Origin of the sequence: Porphyromonas crevioricanis (assembly GCF_900476255.1) — a bacterium.
GTDB lineage: Bacteria > Bacteroidota > Bacteroidia > Bacteroidales > Porphyromonadaceae > Porphyromonas > Porphyromonas crevioricanis.
Map to the genome: position 1 here is coordinate 1,754,111 of NZ_LS483447.1, position 16,973 is coordinate 1,771,083.

The window sequence follows — 16,973 nt, forward strand, 5'->3', positions numbered from 1 at the left end:
GATATAACCAAACACTTTTACTCTACCCATTATCCAATAGGTCAAAAGAAATCTTCTCATTGAAAAAGCCTTGTATAGCATTTGGATACTACGTACAAGGCTGGATATAAGTAAAATAGTTCTCTTATCTATTTACTCACCCCTTAAAGAGGCATTTAAGCAAGAAAGTATTGGCAAATGGTGCCTCGCTTATTATTTCGATAAGCACTCAATTCTCTCGATTACTCGGTATCTTTTTTGTCGATCGCTCGGCATCTTTTCCAGGAAGCATCTAATGAGCACATCGAAAGCAGCTAAGCTTTCTCCGAAAAGCAATAAAGCTTTCAGGTAAAAGCAGCTAAGCTTTCGGACAAAAGCAATTAAGCTTTCGGGCAAAAGCAATAAAGCTTTCTCAAAAAAGCAACTAAGCTTTCTCCGAAAAGCAATTAAGCTTTCGGGCAAAAGCAACTAAGCTTTCAGGCAAAAGCAACTAAGCTTTCAGGCAAAAGCAACTAAGCTTTCAGGCAAAAGCAACTAAGCTTTCGGCAAAAAGCAATAAAGCTTTTGATCGATTGCTCAATGGCTTTTGGAGTTTCTTTCGTCATGGACAGATCTTTCGTTATTGAAATAGGCTGATAGAGAATAGGTTACCTAAGAAAAAACAAGCCACACAACTCACGCTAAGGTAGAGTCTGAAGAGAATGCATCAAATAAAATCTTGAGAGATGATAGATTTGCGAGAAATAATCGTCTTATGAGTGTATGCAGAAGCAAGAATTCATAGACAAAGTGGTCTGTCTCTCCTCAAAACTGGAGCGTATAGCCCGGTCCATAGCTGGAGATGAAGACGAGGCCAAAGATCTGGTACAGGAGGTATTGCTTCGACTTTGGCTCAGCAAAGAAAGACTGGCACATTACAACAATATAGAAGCTTTGGCATCAGTCATGATCAAGAATAAAGCCATAGATAGCCTGCGTAAGCAACAGAGAATAAGCATCTGCGATGATATGTCAGACTTAGTAAGTCCAACTACAACAGAAACAGCTTTAGAACAAAATGAACTGGGGCAACAGCTTCGTCAGGCAATCGCAATGCTACCCAAACTGCAGCGAATGACCTTCTTTCTGAAAGAAGTACAAGGGTACGAAGCCGAAGAGATTGCCCAAATCATAGGATCTGGTGTAGAGACCGTCTACAACAATCTTTCCCGAGCCAGAAGGAAATTAAAGGAGAATTTATTGCGTGCAGGTGTAAACAATTAAAAGAAGATAAAGAAACTAGGATGCAAAAAAATATAGCTCATATCCAGTATTCGGAGATGCAACCCTTAATTGAGAAATATCTCGAGGGACGTACCAACAAGAAGGAAGAAGATCGATTGAGACTCTATTTCTCTTCTGATTCGGTAGATCCGAGGCATCAATATCTTAGTACTTTATTTACACTAGCTCCCACCTTGGTAGCTCAAGAAGTAGAAGCTACAGATCTGGCAGAATCTCTACCCTCTCCCCCCGAAAGTCGTAACTTGTTTTCTTTTAGAAGAATCGCCTCATGGACATCGGTGGCAGCGGTAGTAGCTTTCGCCCTTACATTAGGGATCACACAATATAAGAATCAACACTCTTTCAATGATTTTGGTCACAGTTATGTGATCGTAGCTGGAGAACACATAGACAACTCCATTTTGGCCGAACATATGGCTCTTGAAGCCCTTGACGCAACTCAAACCACTCAACATCAGGATATTGTGGACTTTCTTTTGCCTAACAAGCCAACCCAACCTAAATAAATCTATACAAGTACAATGCACACGATTCTTATAAAACCCTTATTCGACGGCTTATTGAGACATAAAAAGGCCGTGAATAGACAAGCCTTCTGCAGTTTGTTTCTTCTATTGACAGCTCTACTATTGGGGTCTGGACTCGCTTCTGCACAGCAAACGAGCCCACAAGCTTCTGAAGCAATAATGTGGAAATATCGTAAAAGCTCAAATGCCACTTTCGTACAAGTAGGAGAGACTGCTTTGAGCGAGTATGGAGCACGATATTGCCGCACATTGACTCTGCGTCCGGTGAAACTCTCACAACTGAAAAAGATTGAGAAGGCAGTTGCCACCGACAGAGAAGAAGCAAAAGTCGTGAAAGAAGTAATAGATAAGGGGCGATTGGTATCTGGCTACTATGAATACGAAATCGACCGCCAAGGCTTTAAGAGCTTTCTTATCTATGTCTTCCGTACAGATCAGTCTGTCTATCTCATCACCTTATCTGGCAAACAAGGAAGTGATGAATTGGCAGAGCAACTAAGATCTAGAGCCGAAGAATGAACTAAAGAAGACAAACCAAACACCAAAGAAAAATAATATCATCATGAAAACTAAACCAGTACTTTCATTGCTTTCCTTGAGCTTACTTCTGTCCGTCTCGGGTGTCTCGGCTGAAGCTCAATCTTCTGTCGATACGCTCCGGATGGGCAATCGTACTATTGTGGTCAAGGAGGACAAAAAAAATATCAACGTGCAAATGTTCTCGACAGATCCATCTGGAAAAAGTTTTGAGAACAAACAGATCTTCAAAGGAGTGTACCTGAACGGACGCAGTATGGAACAACACTATACCAGCTCCATACTGGGGACATTACGAATCTCTCTGGAAAAGCCGGTACGACATAAAAAAAGAAAAGAAAAACCTCGCTACATGAGCAAAGTTTTCTCGGCAGGAGGATTTGGTTTGGGAGCTGCCATCTTACTCGGAGACGGGAAAGAGCATTTGCTCAATGCCGCATCCTTGCGTTATACCATAGGTTTGGCTTCAATATCAATGCCTCTAAGCAAACACTGGGTATTCAAACCTGGGGCGAACATCGAGTTCAACTCAATCCACATGGACAAGGACTATGCCTACCATCAGCAACAAGATAAGACAGTCTTACTTCCTGCTCCTGAAGGAGAAAAATACAAAACTAGCCGCCTACATATCACCTATCTTACTTTCCCAATCATGATACGCTATCGTACCGGAGAATACCTGAATTTCGGTATTGATTTTGGTCCCGAACTAAAAATTCGCACAGCTTCCAGCTCCAAAGTTTGGCATAGAGGCCAGAACGGATACACCAAATTAGGATCAGACTTATTCCTAAACACGGTAGGCGTGGGTCTAAGAGCACAAGTTTCACACGGAAATATAGGCTTCTACGGCACCTATGATTTGACACCGACCTTCAGGAATGGGTATGGTCCCAGCAACAATATATTGTCAGTGGGAGCTTTCCTAAATCTATAAGAATAAAACTCCTTAATTTTCATAGCTTTCCGGCCAAGGGTTACTCGATTTGAGGGTAATTCTTGGCTTTTTTTGCAGGTCTACTTCCTATATCCCCTACCTGCCAGCCGTAATCATACCACTACCAAGACAGAGTCTGTGGTCCAAGTCATACACCACTCCGTATTGCCCGGGAGCTATGCCTTGCACAGGTTCATCGCTTTTAATGCGAAAGCCATGATCTCCCAAAGGGGATAGAGTCCCCCCGATAAACTCCGGTGTATGACGAATCTTAAAACTGATACACACTGGTGCCAACGAAGAAAAAATACCCTGTCTAAGTTGCTGTATAGAAAAATCCGGCCAGAGGTTTGCAGATCCGCTGATAAAATCGAACTGAGCCATATCAATCTCTCGCCCATACTGATCTGCTGGATCATATCCTCGACTCACCAAAATGATATTGCGCTTGGTATCCTTTTTTACGACAAACCAAGGGCCTCCACTCAGTCCCAACCCTTTACGCTGACCTATAGTATGAAACCAATAACCTCGGTGTGTGCCTATTGTCTTACCTGTCTCCCGATCAATAATACGCCCAGGTTTCTCTCCCAGATAGCGACGAATGAAATCATTGTAATTCACCTTCCCTAAAAAACAGATCCCTTGACTATCCCTTCGCTTGGCCGATGGAATGCGAGCTGCCTCAGCTATATCTCGTACTTCTGACTTCATCAAGTGGCCAATGGGAAAAAGTAGTTTGGAGACTTGGGCAAAGTTGATCTGAGCCAAAAAATCTGTTTGATCTTTAATGGGATCCTTAGCCGTGGAGAGATAGCAGCAATCATCTATATAGGTCGTGGTAGCATAGTGTCCGGTGGCAATATAATCAAAATGATGCCCCCATTTTTCCTCGAAACAACCAAATTTGATCAGTTTGTTGCACATGACGTCGGGGTTGGGGGTCAACCCTCTTTTGACTGTATCTATCGTATAGGAAACGACTTTCTCCCAGTACTCCTGATGCAGAGAAACAACATCCATAGGCAATCCATACTTGCGAGCAAGCAGAGTAGTTAGCTCAATATCCTCCTCCGCAGGACAATCGACAAAGCCATCTTCGTCCTGCATACCAATACGGATATAGAAGATATGGGGCTTGAAACCAGCCTCTACCAGTCGATGAACTACCACTGAGCTATCAACCCCTCCGCTGACCAAAGCAGCTACAGAGGGTACACGACCTTGGTGCCGTGCGAGTATTTCCTGCAAATCAGTCATAACTTCCTACATACGTTCTGGCATCTCAATACCAAGCAATCCCATTGCCTGCTTGAGGATAGAGGCAAATGAGCGACTTAACTCCAAGCGTAGGAAACGCAATTGAGAGTTTTCCTCCTTGAGTACCGGAGAGTCGTGATAGAACTGATTGTATTCTTTCACCAAATCGTAGCAATAATTCGCAATGAGAGCAGGGCTATAGTTCTTGGCTGCCTCAGACAAGACTTCTGGATATTCACTAAGCATTTGTATCAAACTCTCTTCCTTAGGCGAAAGAATAAGATCTGCAGGAAGGGGACCTTCTACAGCCAAGCCCTGTTCTTTGGCTTTGACTGTGAGTGAGCGGACACGTGCGTACGCATATTGGATAAACGAGGCTGTATTGCCGTTAAAGTCGATGCTTTCTTTAGGGTTAAAAGTCATATTCTTACGTGGGTCAACCTTGAGAATAAAATATTTCAAGGCCCCCAAACCAACACGACGTGCTACCTCGGTGGCTTCTTTGGGTTCCATCTCAGCCCCTTTGCCCATCTCTTGTGCAATAGAGGCTGCAGCTGCAACCATTTCATCCATAAGATCGTCAGCATCCACCACAGTACCCTCACGACTCTTCATCTTCCCTTCTGGAAGTTCTACCATACCATAGCTAAAATGCACTAGCCCCTTGCCAAAAGCAAAGCCCAATTTGTCCAGAAGGATACTCAAGACCTTGAAGTGATAGTCTTGTTCATTGCCCACCACATATATCATCTTGTCGATAGGGTAATCCGCAAAACGCATCTTGGCTGTACCTATATCCTGAGTCATGTAGACGGAGGTTCCATCTGCTCGCAACAAGATCTTTCGATCGAGACCATCACATGTGAGATCTGCCCAAACGGATCCATCAGGATCTTTCACAAAAAGATTCTCGGCCAAACCTCTCAATACTTCTTCTTTTCCTCGCAAGTAGGTATCACTCTCGTAATAAATCTTGTCGAAATCGACCCCTAATCTTTTATAAGTTTCATTGAAGCCCGTATACACCCAGTTGTTCATTTTCTCCCAAAGAGCTCTCACCTCGGTATTGCCAGCTTCCCACAAGCGCAACATTTGACGAGCCTCCTGCATCAGAGGGGATTCTACTTCGGCCTGTTCTTTGGTCAAACCTTGCTCCATCAATGTGGCAACCTCGGCCTTGTAATGCTTATCGAACAGCACATAGAAATCACCGACCAAATGATCCCCTTTGATACCGGAAGACTGCGGAGTACAACCCCCACCCCACTTCTGCCAAGCCAACATCGACTTACAAATATGTATGCCTCTATCATTCACTATATTGGTCTTAACAACGCGATAACCGGCTGCCTCAAGGATCCGAGATAAGCTATACCCAAGCAAGTTATTCCTTACATGACCCAGATGCAATGGTTTGTTTGTGTTGGGAGATGAGTATTCGATCATTACAAGAGGAGATTGGTCTGTAACCCGCTTATGACCGTATCTCTCCGAAGCTAAAATATCGGATAGGAGAGCTAACCAAAGTCGAGATGCAATAGTCAGATTTAGAAAGCCTTTCACCACCTCACAGGCAACAACTACATCCGAAGCATTCTTCAAAAGGTAACTGCCAATTTCTTCGGCTGTCAGCTGAGGATTCTTACGAGAAATCTTGAGAAGAGGGAAAGCAACCAAAGTGAGGTGACCAGTAAACTCTCGTCTTGTTTTTTGAAGCTGCAATAAATCAGCAGCCGGACGTACACCATAGAGAGCTTCTACGGCATCACTTATCTTGGAAATGAGAATATCATTGATCTTTATCATGGTTCGAATATTTAATCTGAAATAACTGAAGGAGAGAAGAAAGAAAAGTTGACTGATCCGTATTTACGATGAGCCGTAAACTGAGGCATTTCTCGAAAAGAATAGTTGCCAGGATGTTCTAAAACCAGCACCCCATCCGGCTTCAAGAGACCGGCCTCAAATATCTTGATCGGGATAGAAGGTAATTGCTCCAAAGCATAAGGAGGATCAGCAAATATCAAGTCGAAAACCTCTGAAAAGGATCGCTTAGAGATGTATCGCAAAGCATCACCCACAACCAATTTGAGTTGGTCCCGACAATTTAGTTTTTCGGCTACAGAAGCTATAAATCGGGCATGCTCTTTCCGTTCTTCAATCGCAACCACCCGATCTGCCCCACGAGAAATGAGTTCAAAAGCAATACTTCCCGTTCCGCTAAAAAGATCCAAAGCTGTTATACCCTCAAAATCAACGGTATTAGATAACACATTGAACAAATTCTCTTTGGCAAAATCAGTAGTCGGCCTAGCTTTAAATGTATTTGGCACATCAAACCGGCGATGTTTGTATAAACCCGAGATAATACGCATAAGTCAGCCCAAGTTAATCTTGCTGATAAACTTCTCCAATAATTGCTCCAAGCGGCAGGCTGTCGCCTGTAAAGCTTGCTCATCCGGATGAATGAACAATCGGTCCTCACTTTGACTGCAATTATAATTACGCCACAGCAACATCACATAATAAAGCAACTCTTCGGCCGATTCTGTCAAGCTCAAAGAGAGAGGGAATGAATTGGCAAAGATCAACTCTCCCTCTTCAAATAGAAGGCAGTCCAGAGCTGTCGGGCGCAAAATCATACTCAATAATTTTCGCCCATATTTGCGTGCCAAAAGTCCCTGTTCAGAGATAAAAGGAGAAAGAAAAGCCTCGGGCTCCACAACAAGCATGGAGCGACGAAGAAATTGCAATAGGGATTTATCGGCAGCAGAAACCAGCAATTTCTGCTTATCAGGGAGTTCACTGGTATACACTTCCCAATCCTCAGCCCTACCTACCGAATATTCATCAGCAATGGGCCGTAGCCACAGAGCAGCACTACCCTCCTGATAGAGGTCGGCCGGCACAAGGGTATAAACCAATGGCTCATACAAAACCCGAACTGAATGATAAGGATAGCTCAAGAAAGGATAACGAAAATACAGGTCCTCCACTGCCGATTTATAGCTTGGGAATCCTGACTGCAGAGAGTATTCATCGGAATAGACCAGCTCTCCGGTATCCCTGCTATATAACACAAAAGCGAGTCCACCCACTCTTAAGCGGATGGACACACTATATTGCTCTGCCGTCTCGGCTCTGAGCAGAGATGGGAAACGAGCAAGTAGGGACATTATTCCCAGTTACCCGTATTCTTGACTTCTTCGAGAGAACCTATAACCAATCCGGGAAAGCCTTTCACTCGCTCTTCCGAAGCGCGAATCTTCTGCTGGAGGATTACATGATCCATATCTCCCAAGTAATCTACAAACTTCACATAAGCTCTATATACAGGAACAGCGATTGTATCATTCCCTACTTCTTGATTGATACTACCGGTCTCAATAGTAATTTTCTTGTCCGAAGAACCCGGTACATCAAGCAAATTGTCAGGAGTAATGCCACTACCTACGAGCAACGTATCTATCACAGGTACCCAGACTGTATCACGGCGCAGCAGACCCTGCCGTGCAGCCTCACGCTCACTCAGACCTTTGTCTCGCATATCATCGGTGTACTCACCTTCGGCGTTGATATAGTAGATACGGCCTTCTTGGAAGAACCAACGCAAATGTGCAGCATCGGCATACTTTCCAAATATACCCTCATAAGCCTGTTGCAAAGTGGCAATACCCTTCAATTGCTTTTGGATAAGTACTTCACGCTCTTTCTGCTTCTTGTCAAATTGCACCGGGGTAAGGATGCTCATTACAGTGAGGTAAATCATTACCAAGGCTGCGATACCTACTAATACTTTGATCAGCTTGTTCATTGGTTATCTTTGATTGATTATTTCTGTCTATGGCTGGGGTAGCCCTATTCTTGAGATAAGACTAACTTAGCAACTGCAAATATATGATTTTAGTATGATAGCGCATTCTCTGTCCGAACAAATCGTTGGAAATATGCCTTTCACTCCCACGGTGTCGCAACTCTCCGCTATAGATATCTTTACTCACTTTCTTGCCGACCCATCTCCTTACTCGGTTTTCGTGCTTTCCGGCTATGCTGGTACGGGTAAGACAAGTTTGGTCTCCAGCATTGTACAGACCCTCTCTATATCCGGTATTGCTATTTGCTTAATGGCACCCACCGGTCGTGCGGCCAAGATCTTGAGCACAAGAGCAAAACGCGATGCTTATACGATTCATAGGATCATATACAAATCTTCTGCTGCCATGCTTGAGGAAGGAGGATCTTTCTCTCTAGTTAAAGAAGGGCGTTCCGGTAGCCTCTATGTGGTAGATGAAGCTTCCATGATAGGACAAGAAGGAAGTAACTCGGGGCTTTTTGGAAGTGGAGACTTATTGACTGATCTGCTGGCATACGTAATCGGAACTGATACAGCCAAACTGATTCTGGTGGGAGACACAGCACAGTTGCCTCCCGTTGGCTCCAATATATCACCGGCTCTTGACACAAACCTTCTGACAGATCTATACGGATTACACATCTACAGTGCCTCTCTCACCGATGTAATTCGGCAAAAGCAAGAGTCCGGGATCTTAGCCAATGCCACGTTACTGAGGGATCTACTAGATAATGGAGAACAAATACTGCTGCACAACTGCTATGCAGACACTCACTTCATCGGAGGAGCTGAGCTAATAGAGTCGATCGATTCGGCCTATCGGCGATACGGACGAGAAGACGTACTCGTTGTTTGTTATTCCAACAAACGAGCTTTAGCCTACAATCTGGGTATTCGTGCTCAGGTACTGGATCTTGAAGAAGAACTTGTGAGAGGAGATAGATTGGTTGTCGTGCGGAATAATTATGCATACGCTCAAAACCGAGACAAGACTGATTTTTTAGCGAATGGAGAAATCGTAGAAATCCGACGACTGGGGAAATATCACGAACTGTACGAAAAAAGATTTGTAGAAGCAGATATCTATCTGGAGGATAGAGACAGTGAACTGACTGTAATGCTACTACTCGATACCCTTGCTACCGAAAGTGCACATATGACACAGGGAGAGCGAGAAGCGTTCTACCAAAACGTCTTGGCCGACTATCAAGAAGAAGCCTCTGTGGTCAAATGCCGAGAGTTGGTACGCAAAAATCCTTACTGGCAAGCTCTTGAGGTGAAATATGCCTATGCACTCACCTGTCACAAAGCCCAAGGAGGACAATGGCCATGTATCTTTATTGATATGGGACTCGTAAGCTTAATGGAGAGAGACAACAGCCTGTTGCGCTGGCTATATACGGCATTGACAAGAGCTACACAAGAAGTTTTTTTCGTGAACACGCCGGAGTCTATGATTTCTCATTCTTAAAACACAATGACTTCTCCGAATCCCGTTTTTTCACTTGATACTGGAATGTGCAAAGTGCAAGATTTGCATATTCAAAATATTCACTTACCTTTGCACCGCTTGTGAGAGCAATATCGACCTGGGAAGGCACGTTATCTCACACGGCTTTTGGTTGAATCGCTAGCTCAGTAGGTAGAGCACATCCCTTTTAAGGATGGGGTCCTGGGTTCGAACCCCAGGCGGTTCACAGACAGAGTGAAGGGGCTTGTCGCCCCTTTTTTTGTTACTCAAATCCTCTCCCGACGCTATTACACAATCATTCCTCTTTTCTCTGCTCTCCTTTCTCTTTGGAGACTCGTCCAAATGAATCTATTTTGTGATGAGACAACAATCACTAATCACATCCTGAAACCTCTGCACAAGCTACAAAGAGACTGTTTCGGCAAACTTTGAGTCAAACCTGCAGAACCCCGTAATGACAAACATAGACAATGAACGGCAAAAGAAGTATGCCTTCGGGCATGCAACCAGACCCGAAGGCCAATTAACGACACAACAAGTATTGCTTTGTGCAATGATCTCTTTCTGAGAGAAGCGCACTACACTAAGGCAAATTCGGAGCTTTGATCCCTTCTTGACCGAGGTATTCCCTCCCTTTTTCTCTCTCAATTCGATCAAATAACCTTTCCTTAATAAATAGGTCAAGAACTTGGCGTCCTCCTTCTACCAAAAGGCTGTGAATGCCTCGCTCACATAACTGTCTCAAAATATCAGCCAGAGGTAAGTTTGAGTCTCCATACAGGATCAAGTCTACTCTATCTTTTTCAAGGGAAAGCAAATCCTGCTGATCTGCCTGAGCAGAGCAAATAGCTATGAGAGGCTTATGAGATGAAGTTGCCAGGCGAGACTGCTCCCTTAAAAAGCAGTCTATGGGGATACGAGCCGACCGAGACAATACGATAGCTTGTGGAGAAGGCCCCCACCAAAGACGGTTATTCAGTTTAGGATTATCCATCCTCAATGTATTCCCTCCTACCAAAATAGCATCATGCTGTGACCGCAACTTATGCACCATCCGTTGCCTCCACGGGCTACTGATTTGCAAGGCGGGTTCATCAGGTTGATAGCGCAACCGATCTATGTACCCATCAGCTGTCTCGGCCCACTTGAGAGTGATGTAAGGGCGCTGCTTGCATACAGCTGTTAGAAAAGCCCGATTGAGGCTCTCTGCTTCTTTTTGCATCAAACCAATCTCTACCTCGATCCCTGCCCGACGCAACTTTTCTATTCCTCGTCCGGAGACCTTTGGGAAAGGATCTTGCATGGCAATAATCACCCTCGGAATTCCCTGCTCAATAATCAAATCGGCACAAGGTGGAGTTTTTCCATAGTGCGAACATGGCTCCAGAGTAACATATAAAGTACTATGTGTCAAATCTTTTCCGGAAGCAGCACGAATTGCCAAAACCTCAGCATGCGGTTCTCCGGCTCGGTGATGGTACCCTTCACCTAATATCCGACCATCTCTCTCATCCACTACCACAGCTCCCACCATCGGATTGGGAGCAGTACAACTCTCAGCTAACCGAGCCAAATCCAGTGCTCGACGCATAAACTGCCGTTTTGTACTCATATTGCTACTTTTGTCTTTCGATGAATATTCGCACAGCTACTGATCTTTGTTACAATCGCCTTAGCATATTGTACGAGTCGGCCGAACTGACCGGACTTGTTCGCTTGTTATTGAGCGAAATATTAGGCTTGAGCTACACCGAAATGTTGCTCACCGACAAAGATAGAGTTTTGACCCTTGCCGAACATGAGCACCTGGTGACAGCTCTCCAACGCTTGGAAACCCATGAACCAATACAGTATGTTTTGGGTAAAGCCTATTTCCATGACTACGACTTCGAGGTAGCACCCGGAGTGCTCATCCCCCGGCCAGAGACGGAGTTACTCTGCGATGAAATTATTCGCAAAGAACACCGACAAACCGGGCTACGCATTCTGGATATCGGCTGTGGTAGCGGTTGCATTGCTATAACCTTAGCCAACAAGCTCCACAAAGCCGAAGTTTGGGGCTTAGAAATGTCTTCAGAAGCACTTATCATTGGTCAACGAAATGCAGGTCGATTGGTGGCGAACCAAAATATCCATCTACTTCAGGGAGACATCACCCAATCTCAACCCTCTCGGCAGCTTCTCGGTCTACAGTTCGACCTGATTGTGAGCAATCCTCCTTATATCCGTCCTGAAGAGTCTCAACATATGCGCCCCAATGTACTTCAATACGAACCACATCAAGCCCTATTTGCCCCCCCAAAAGATCCTTTGTACTTCTATCGCCATATAGCTCGGTTTTCTCAAAAACATTTGACAGCTCGAGGGAGAATATACTTGGAGGTAAACGAAGCTCTGGCACAAGAGGTAGCCCAACTAATGCAAGACGAGCTAAAACTTACAGCAGAAGTTCAGAGAGACTGGCGAGAAAAAGAGCGATTTGTATATGTAAACTGCATCAATTCTTAGTTAGCTCCGGTTCTCAACCACAATGAATCTCTACGAATCAACTCTAAAAAAACTGGCAAACTACTGCAGCAAAGCCGAACATTGCAGCTCCGAAATAAATCGCAAGCTTATGGCTACAACCTTGTCCCTCGAGGAGCAGCAAAGAATATTGAGCAAATTGAAAGATGAGGGATTTGTGGATGATCAGCGATATGCAGAATGCTTTTGCCGTGAAAAATACCGCTTCAACAACTGGGGACCAATTAAAATCGCACAAGCTCTCAGAGCAAAACAAATAAACAGTAGCATAATTGCCCAAGTTATAGCCGAGTTAGAAAGAGAGAGGACAAAGCAAAAAGCCAACGGAGAAAATAAATTGGTCAAGCTGCTGTATAAAAAACTCCAGTCCATACCGACCTCTCTCCCCACAGAAAAGCGATACGTGCGACTAATGCGTTGGGCGTTGAGCAAAGGATTCACATATGAAGAAACTGAGCAAATAGTAAGGAGAATAACCAAGACGAATGAAAGTGTTTTGGATGAATACCCGGAGTAAAATCAACACGACTTTCCACTGGCTGAAGAGTGCTGGGCATGCCTTTTCCGAACTGTTCTACCCCTCTGTCTGTGCTGTCTGTGGGCGCAAGCTCAGTTCTTCTGAGAGAGAAATATGTCCTCCTTGCTTTCTGGCACTTCCTCTGTGGTATACCTCTGAGGATTATCGCACAATTCGCATAGAGGGAAATGGCTACATAGTCTCTTTCCATGCGTTGTTTTCATTCAGCCAAGGCAATACAACCAGACAACTCATTCATTCGCTCAAATACAAAAAGCGTAGAAGGATCGGGCTTGAAATGGGACGAATTGCAGCCAGAAGATTTGGCTGGTCCAAGGAAAATATAGACCTCATCATCCCCGTTCCAATCAGTCCGGAACATAGAGCTATCCGAGGATACAACCAGTCGATGTCTATTGCATCGGGGATCAGCCAAGAGAGCGGCATACCAGCTACGGATCTGCTCATAAAGAGAAAAAGACATGGCCATAGCCAGACTTCTCGCTCCGCAGAGGAGCGTCAAGCAGCTATTTCAGATGCGTTCTATTGTGTCGAACCCGATCAATTACATTCAAAACGTGTTTTACTTGTAGACGATGTGCTTACAACAGGAGCTACTCTAAGTGAAGTTGCAGGTATATTGAGCAAAGCCGGCTGCTCTTATATTGAAGCTTTCACCATAGCCGTATCCCTGTAGGCCCTTAACCTTTTGTAGGTATTTTAGGGTCCCACAATGACATTCTTTACCTCAAAGTCCCTACCTTTGAGGTAGAGGCTTCGTAGTGTAGGGATTTTCTTTCCTCATTCTCCACACCGAAGCCAGCCAGTGATAGCTAAAATAAATATGAATCCTATGATAGATCATCACGAACACCATGAGCATTCTTGCTGCTCCGAGGGACACGAACAAAAGCATGAACATCACGAACACTCTTGCTGCTCTGCGGAGCACACCCATGAGCATTGTGAAAGCAAACACCACCACTCCCATCATCATGGGCATCACCATGGGCATCACCACCACCATGGAGAGGGTAACCTCTTGTTAGCCTTTGTTCTCAATCTTCTCTTTGCCATCATCGAACTAATAGGAGGCCTATGGACTAATTCTGTGGCCATCCTATCGGATGCCCTACATGATTTTGGGGATAGTATCTCCCTCGGTGTTGCCTGGAGACTGCAGCGTTTGTCTGAGAAAAAGCGGACGGCCTACTTTACTTACGGGTACAAACGCTTTTCTCTGTTGGGAGCTCTATTGATATCGGTTATTCTGCTTGTCGGGTCTTTCTTCGTTCTACATGCAGCAATAGAAAGGATTATCACCCCTACAGATCATGTTAATGAAACCGGGATGCTAATCCTGGCTATCCTCGGGTTAGTTATCAATGGCATTGCAGCTATTCGTTTGAGTAAAGGAGAAAGCTTGAATGAGAGAGCCGTAATGCTTCATATGCTGGAGGATGTATTGGGTTGGGCTGCCGTATTGGTGGTGAGTATCGTAATGCATTTCGTCTATCTGCCCATTCTGGACCCTCTACTCTCCATTGCCATTACGATATGGATATTATACAATGTCTATCGTAATCTGCGTTCTACACTCAGGGTACTGCTACAGGGCTCTCCGGAGGAGGTGGATATGAAAGCTCTGGAAAGCGAACTTACCGGCATCGATGGAGTTAGCTCTGTACACGACCTCCATGCTTGGACATTGGATGGTGAAAGGCATGTACTCACAGTCCATCTGGTATGTTCCAGCCAAGTCTCAACGTCGCATGTAGAGAGAGAATCAAAGCTCAAGGAGTCCGTCCGAGCATGTTGCAAACATTATGGAATAGATCATGCAACGATAGAGATAGACTACCCGGGCCACTCTTGTGGTTTGGAGAATTGCTAAATTCGAGTCAAACAAAAAGCTCAGAAAAAAAGAATTCTTGAACGAGGCTTCAGAAGAAAAGGGTGTGCCGAAGATGATTTCGGCACACCCTCTCTTCTTTGCGGATATTCCAAACAAAACTATTGCACACAATACAGCTCTTGCTGCAATGTTGAGCAATGCTCATCTACCTGATTTGGTGCTTAAGGCAGTTGATATTCTTCACTCCGTCAATACTGATCAAGTATTGACCCGGATTGCTTAGATACACAAAAGCATTGTCAGCACTCACTCTCTGCTTTGCCACACAAAGGCCGTTTATATCACAGACATACACCATATAGGATTTGCCTTCCAATCCACTAATCACAAATCCATCTGCTCGCTCAAATAGTGTAATAGAGACATTCTCCAGAGAGGAGATCGCCGTTTCTTTACATCCGCTGCCGTCACCTGCCACAGTCAGAACCCAGCCCTTATCTGTAGCGATAGAAGTTTTGCTCCCAGAAGCCGCATCCACAGCATTTTCCATCTGAGGATTCCCCGCATTGGTCTCATTTACTTCTCGGAGTGAGCGGTAGAGCTTATCGAGAGCACAGGCATCAAGCTGTGTAGCATTGATAGAGAGATAGGAAAGGTTCTTGGCTGCCTCCACGTTCAACTCCTTAATCGGGTTATTGGATAAATTCACGTTGAGCAGGGCAGGCAGTTTACTCAAATCAATAAGCTCTATAGCATTATTGTCCGCATTGAGAGCTGTTAGTTCTTCATGTTTACCAAAATCCAACTTTTTAATACCATTATTTGAGCAAGAGAGTGTTGCCAGGCCTTCAAGAGTCTTTATCTCCAAAACACTCAGTTTGCAGCCACTGCAATCCACCGAATAGAGAGTGGTCGGAAGATCTAGCTTGGTAAGTTCTTCATTCTGTGAGCAGTCGAGTTCCAATAGCTTTGGACAACCTTTCAGATCAAGTTCACTTAGCAAATTGACGAAACAAGTCAAATAGAGTAATTCGGAGTTATTCTTCAAACTGAGCCGAGAAATCTGATTATTGTTGCACTTGAGACTTTCCAACTTGCGATTGTTATCCGTATTCAATTCTCTAAGAGCACACCCTTCAGCCTCCAAGGATACAAGTTCCGGAGCGTTGGATATATCCAATTGGCTAAGCATAAAATTGTTGTCTACGGATAGAGCACGAAGCTTTGTACTATGAGTAAGATCAATCTGTTGCAGCCCTGCCATAGGGATCATGAGTGTATCGAGTTGGCTTTCTATGGGGAGTTTGAGTTCACTAATAGACTTCATACCCAGCCCCAGATGCAGGAAACGTAATTGACTCATCTTACTTAAGTCAAATTTGGATAGCTGAGTCTGTACTGCAATCAATCGTTCCAACTTATTGGCAGACTCTACGTTCATCTCTACCAAATGTCCATTGGACATGCAATTGAGATGGGTGAGTTCTGATTGCAAAGGCAGTTTAATTGATTTCAGTTTGTTGGATGGCACTATTAGACTGTCTATTTTGCTGTTCGCAGAGAGATCGATTGTACTAAGATTAGTATTCTCGATAATGACCAAACGCAACTCGGGATTTTGAGAGAAATCCACCTCTCCGATGCTTGTACGTCTCGTGATATACTCACGCAACGAAGGCATCTTATCTACACGTATGGCCATGACAGGTGCATTAGAGCACTCGATAATGGCCACCTTACCATAGATCTTCAACAGCTTTCCCTTGCTTTTACCCTTCAATAACGTACCACTCTTTTTCAGATCTAACACTTCCTGTTCGCTACCCCACTCGACAGTCATTTTTCCATCCTCAACGCCAAAAAGGCGAATGCCATAGTCAAAAGGCTTGTCGGATAGAAATTCCACTTCCAAAAAGGGATTCTCACCATCTCCTCCATCTTGTGCCCATATCGAAAAAGACAAGAAAAAGGCACAGATAAGTAGCAAATACCGATTGTTAATGTTCATAATGATTTTTATTTTTGGTGAATTATAAAAATATGCCAACACTTTTTTGCTCAAAAGTTCATACTGTCAAGTTCTATTACAGCTAAATTTAAGCAAATATTGTGATATACCCTTTCCTGTCGGCTCTCTCGCTTAGTAGGTATAGTACATATCCCCAAGAGATCGAAAAATCTTCCGAACAGAGCCCGCTACAAGGGACAACTGCTTTGCAGATTT

General features: G+C 44.3%; 16 protein-coding genes and 1 tRNA gene. 10 read left to right on the forward strand and 7 right to left on the reverse strand.

Going from position 1 to position 16,973, the window contains the following annotated elements; genetic code table 11:
* Nucleotides 1-741: 741 nt before the first annotated feature.
* The 4 genes from DQN70_RS07650 (at nucleotide 742) to DQN70_RS07665 (ending at nucleotide 3,267) form a co-directional block, all read left to right on the forward strand.
* Complete coding sequence (locus DQN70_RS07650) at nucleotides 742-1,242, forward strand: RNA polymerase sigma factor (protein ID WP_023937596.1); 501 nt, start codon at nucleotides 742-744, stop codon at nucleotides 1,240-1,242.
* 20 nt (nucleotides 1,243-1,262) lie between these two features.
* Nucleotides 1,263-1,769 carry a hypothetical protein gene (locus tag DQN70_RS07655; RefSeq protein ID WP_023937595.1) on the forward strand — a complete coding sequence of 169 codons (507 nt, stop codon included), beginning with the start codon at nucleotides 1,263-1,265 and terminating at the stop codon, nucleotides 1,767-1,769.
* A 180-nt stretch (nucleotides 1,770-1,949) separates the two neighbouring features.
* The gene (locus DQN70_RS07660) at nucleotides 1,950-2,309 is read left to right on the forward strand and encodes a hypothetical protein (RefSeq protein WP_143742817.1); all 360 of its coding nucleotides are present in this window, start codon (nucleotides 1,950-1,952) and stop codon (nucleotides 2,307-2,309) included.
* Nucleotides 2,310-2,352: 43 nt separating this feature from the next.
* Nucleotides 2,353-3,267 carry an outer membrane beta-barrel protein gene (locus DQN70_RS07665; RefSeq protein WP_023940260.1) on the forward strand — a complete coding sequence of 305 codons (915 nt, stop codon included), beginning with the start codon at nucleotides 2,353-2,355 and terminating at the stop codon, nucleotides 3,265-3,267.
* Between the two features lie 96 nt (nucleotides 3,268-3,363).
* Here the strand turns inward: DQN70_RS07665 and mnmA are convergent, their stop codons facing one another.
* From mnmA to DQN70_RS07690, 5 genes are read right to left on the reverse strand one after another with little or no spacing between them, the layout of a single operon-like run.
* Nucleotides 3,364-4,527, reverse strand: a complete 1,164-nt coding sequence (mnmA, locus tag DQN70_RS07670; protein ID WP_023937592.1) for a tRNA 2-thiouridine(34) synthase MnmA — start codon at nucleotides 4,525-4,527, stop codon at nucleotides 3,364-3,366.
* Between the two features lie 6 nt (nucleotides 4,528-4,533).
* Nucleotides 4,534-6,330 carry an arginine--tRNA ligase gene (argS, locus tag DQN70_RS07675; protein WP_394341831.1) on the reverse strand — a complete coding sequence of 599 codons (1,797 nt, stop codon included), beginning with the start codon at nucleotides 6,328-6,330 and terminating at the stop codon, nucleotides 4,534-4,536.
* A 14-nt stretch (nucleotides 6,331-6,344) separates the two neighbouring features.
* Complete coding sequence (locus DQN70_RS07680; RefSeq protein WP_036888690.1) at nucleotides 6,345-6,902, reverse strand: RsmD family RNA methyltransferase; 558 nt, start codon at nucleotides 6,900-6,902, stop codon at nucleotides 6,345-6,347.
* 3 nt (nucleotides 6,903-6,905) lie between these two features.
* Nucleotides 6,906-7,703 (reverse strand): DUF3822 family protein, encoded by a 798-nt coding sequence (locus DQN70_RS07685; RefSeq protein WP_023940256.1) that lies wholly within the window; start codon nucleotides 7,701-7,703, stop codon nucleotides 6,906-6,908.
* Complete coding sequence (locus DQN70_RS07690) at nucleotides 7,703-8,341, reverse strand: hypothetical protein (protein ID WP_023937588.1); 639 nt, start codon at nucleotides 8,339-8,341, stop codon at nucleotides 7,703-7,705. Before DQN70_RS07690 ends, DQN70_RS07685 begins: the two co-directional genes overlap by 1 nt.
* A 94-nt stretch (nucleotides 8,342-8,435) precedes the next feature.
* Here DQN70_RS07690 and DQN70_RS07695 point away from each other — a divergent pair, with 94 nt between their 5' ends.
* Both DQN70_RS07695 and DQN70_RS07700 read left to right on the forward strand, forming a co-directional pair.
* Nucleotides 8,436-9,851: an ATP-dependent DNA helicase gene (locus tag DQN70_RS07695; RefSeq protein WP_023940254.1), complete on the forward strand. Its 1,416-nt coding sequence runs from the start codon at nucleotides 8,436-8,438 to the stop codon at nucleotides 9,849-9,851.
* Nucleotides 9,852-10,004: 153 nt separating this feature from the next.
* A tRNA-Lys gene (locus tag DQN70_RS07700) sits at nucleotides 10,005-10,077 on the forward strand.
* Nucleotides 10,078-10,434: 357 nt separating this feature from the next.
* Here the strand turns inward: DQN70_RS07700 and ribD are convergent.
* Nucleotides 10,435-11,463, reverse strand: coding sequence for a bifunctional diaminohydroxyphosphoribosylaminopyrimidine deaminase/5-amino-6-(5-phosphoribosylamino)uracil reductase RibD (gene ribD, locus DQN70_RS07705; protein ID WP_023940252.1), 1,029 nt, complete (start codon nucleotides 11,461-11,463; stop codon nucleotides 10,435-10,437).
* 20 nt (nucleotides 11,464-11,483) lie between these two features.
* On the opposite strand from ribD, the gene prmC reads away from it, so the two are divergent.
* The 4 genes from prmC (at nucleotide 11,484) to DQN70_RS07725 (ending at nucleotide 14,788) form a co-directional block, all read left to right on the forward strand.
* Nucleotides 11,484-12,359, forward strand: coding sequence for a peptide chain release factor N(5)-glutamine methyltransferase (gene prmC, locus DQN70_RS07710; protein ID WP_023937579.1), 876 nt, complete (start codon nucleotides 11,484-11,486; stop codon nucleotides 12,357-12,359).
* A 22-nt stretch (nucleotides 12,360-12,381) separates the two neighbouring features.
* Nucleotides 12,382-12,894, forward strand: a complete 513-nt coding sequence (locus DQN70_RS07715; protein WP_023937577.1) for a regulatory protein RecX — start codon at nucleotides 12,382-12,384, stop codon at nucleotides 12,892-12,894.
* On the forward strand, nucleotides 12,863-13,591 hold the full coding sequence (locus DQN70_RS07720) for a ComF family protein (protein ID WP_036888683.1): 729 nt from the start codon (nucleotides 12,863-12,865) through the stop codon (nucleotides 13,589-13,591). The genes DQN70_RS07715 and DQN70_RS07720 overlap by 32 nt, the downstream gene beginning before the upstream one ends.
* A 147-nt stretch (nucleotides 13,592-13,738) precedes the next feature.
* Nucleotides 13,739-14,788, forward strand: coding sequence for a cation diffusion facilitator family transporter (locus tag DQN70_RS07725; protein ID WP_231968817.1), 1,050 nt, complete (start codon nucleotides 13,739-13,741; stop codon nucleotides 14,786-14,788).
* A 166-nt stretch (nucleotides 14,789-14,954) separates the two neighbouring features.
* On the opposite strand, the gene DQN70_RS07730 is transcribed toward DQN70_RS07725, so the two are convergent.
* On the reverse strand, nucleotides 14,955-16,757 hold the full coding sequence (locus DQN70_RS07730; RefSeq protein WP_023940248.1) for a leucine-rich repeat domain-containing protein: 1,803 nt from the start codon (nucleotides 16,755-16,757) through the stop codon (nucleotides 14,955-14,957).
* Between the last annotated feature and the right edge of the window lie 216 nt (nucleotides 16,758-16,973).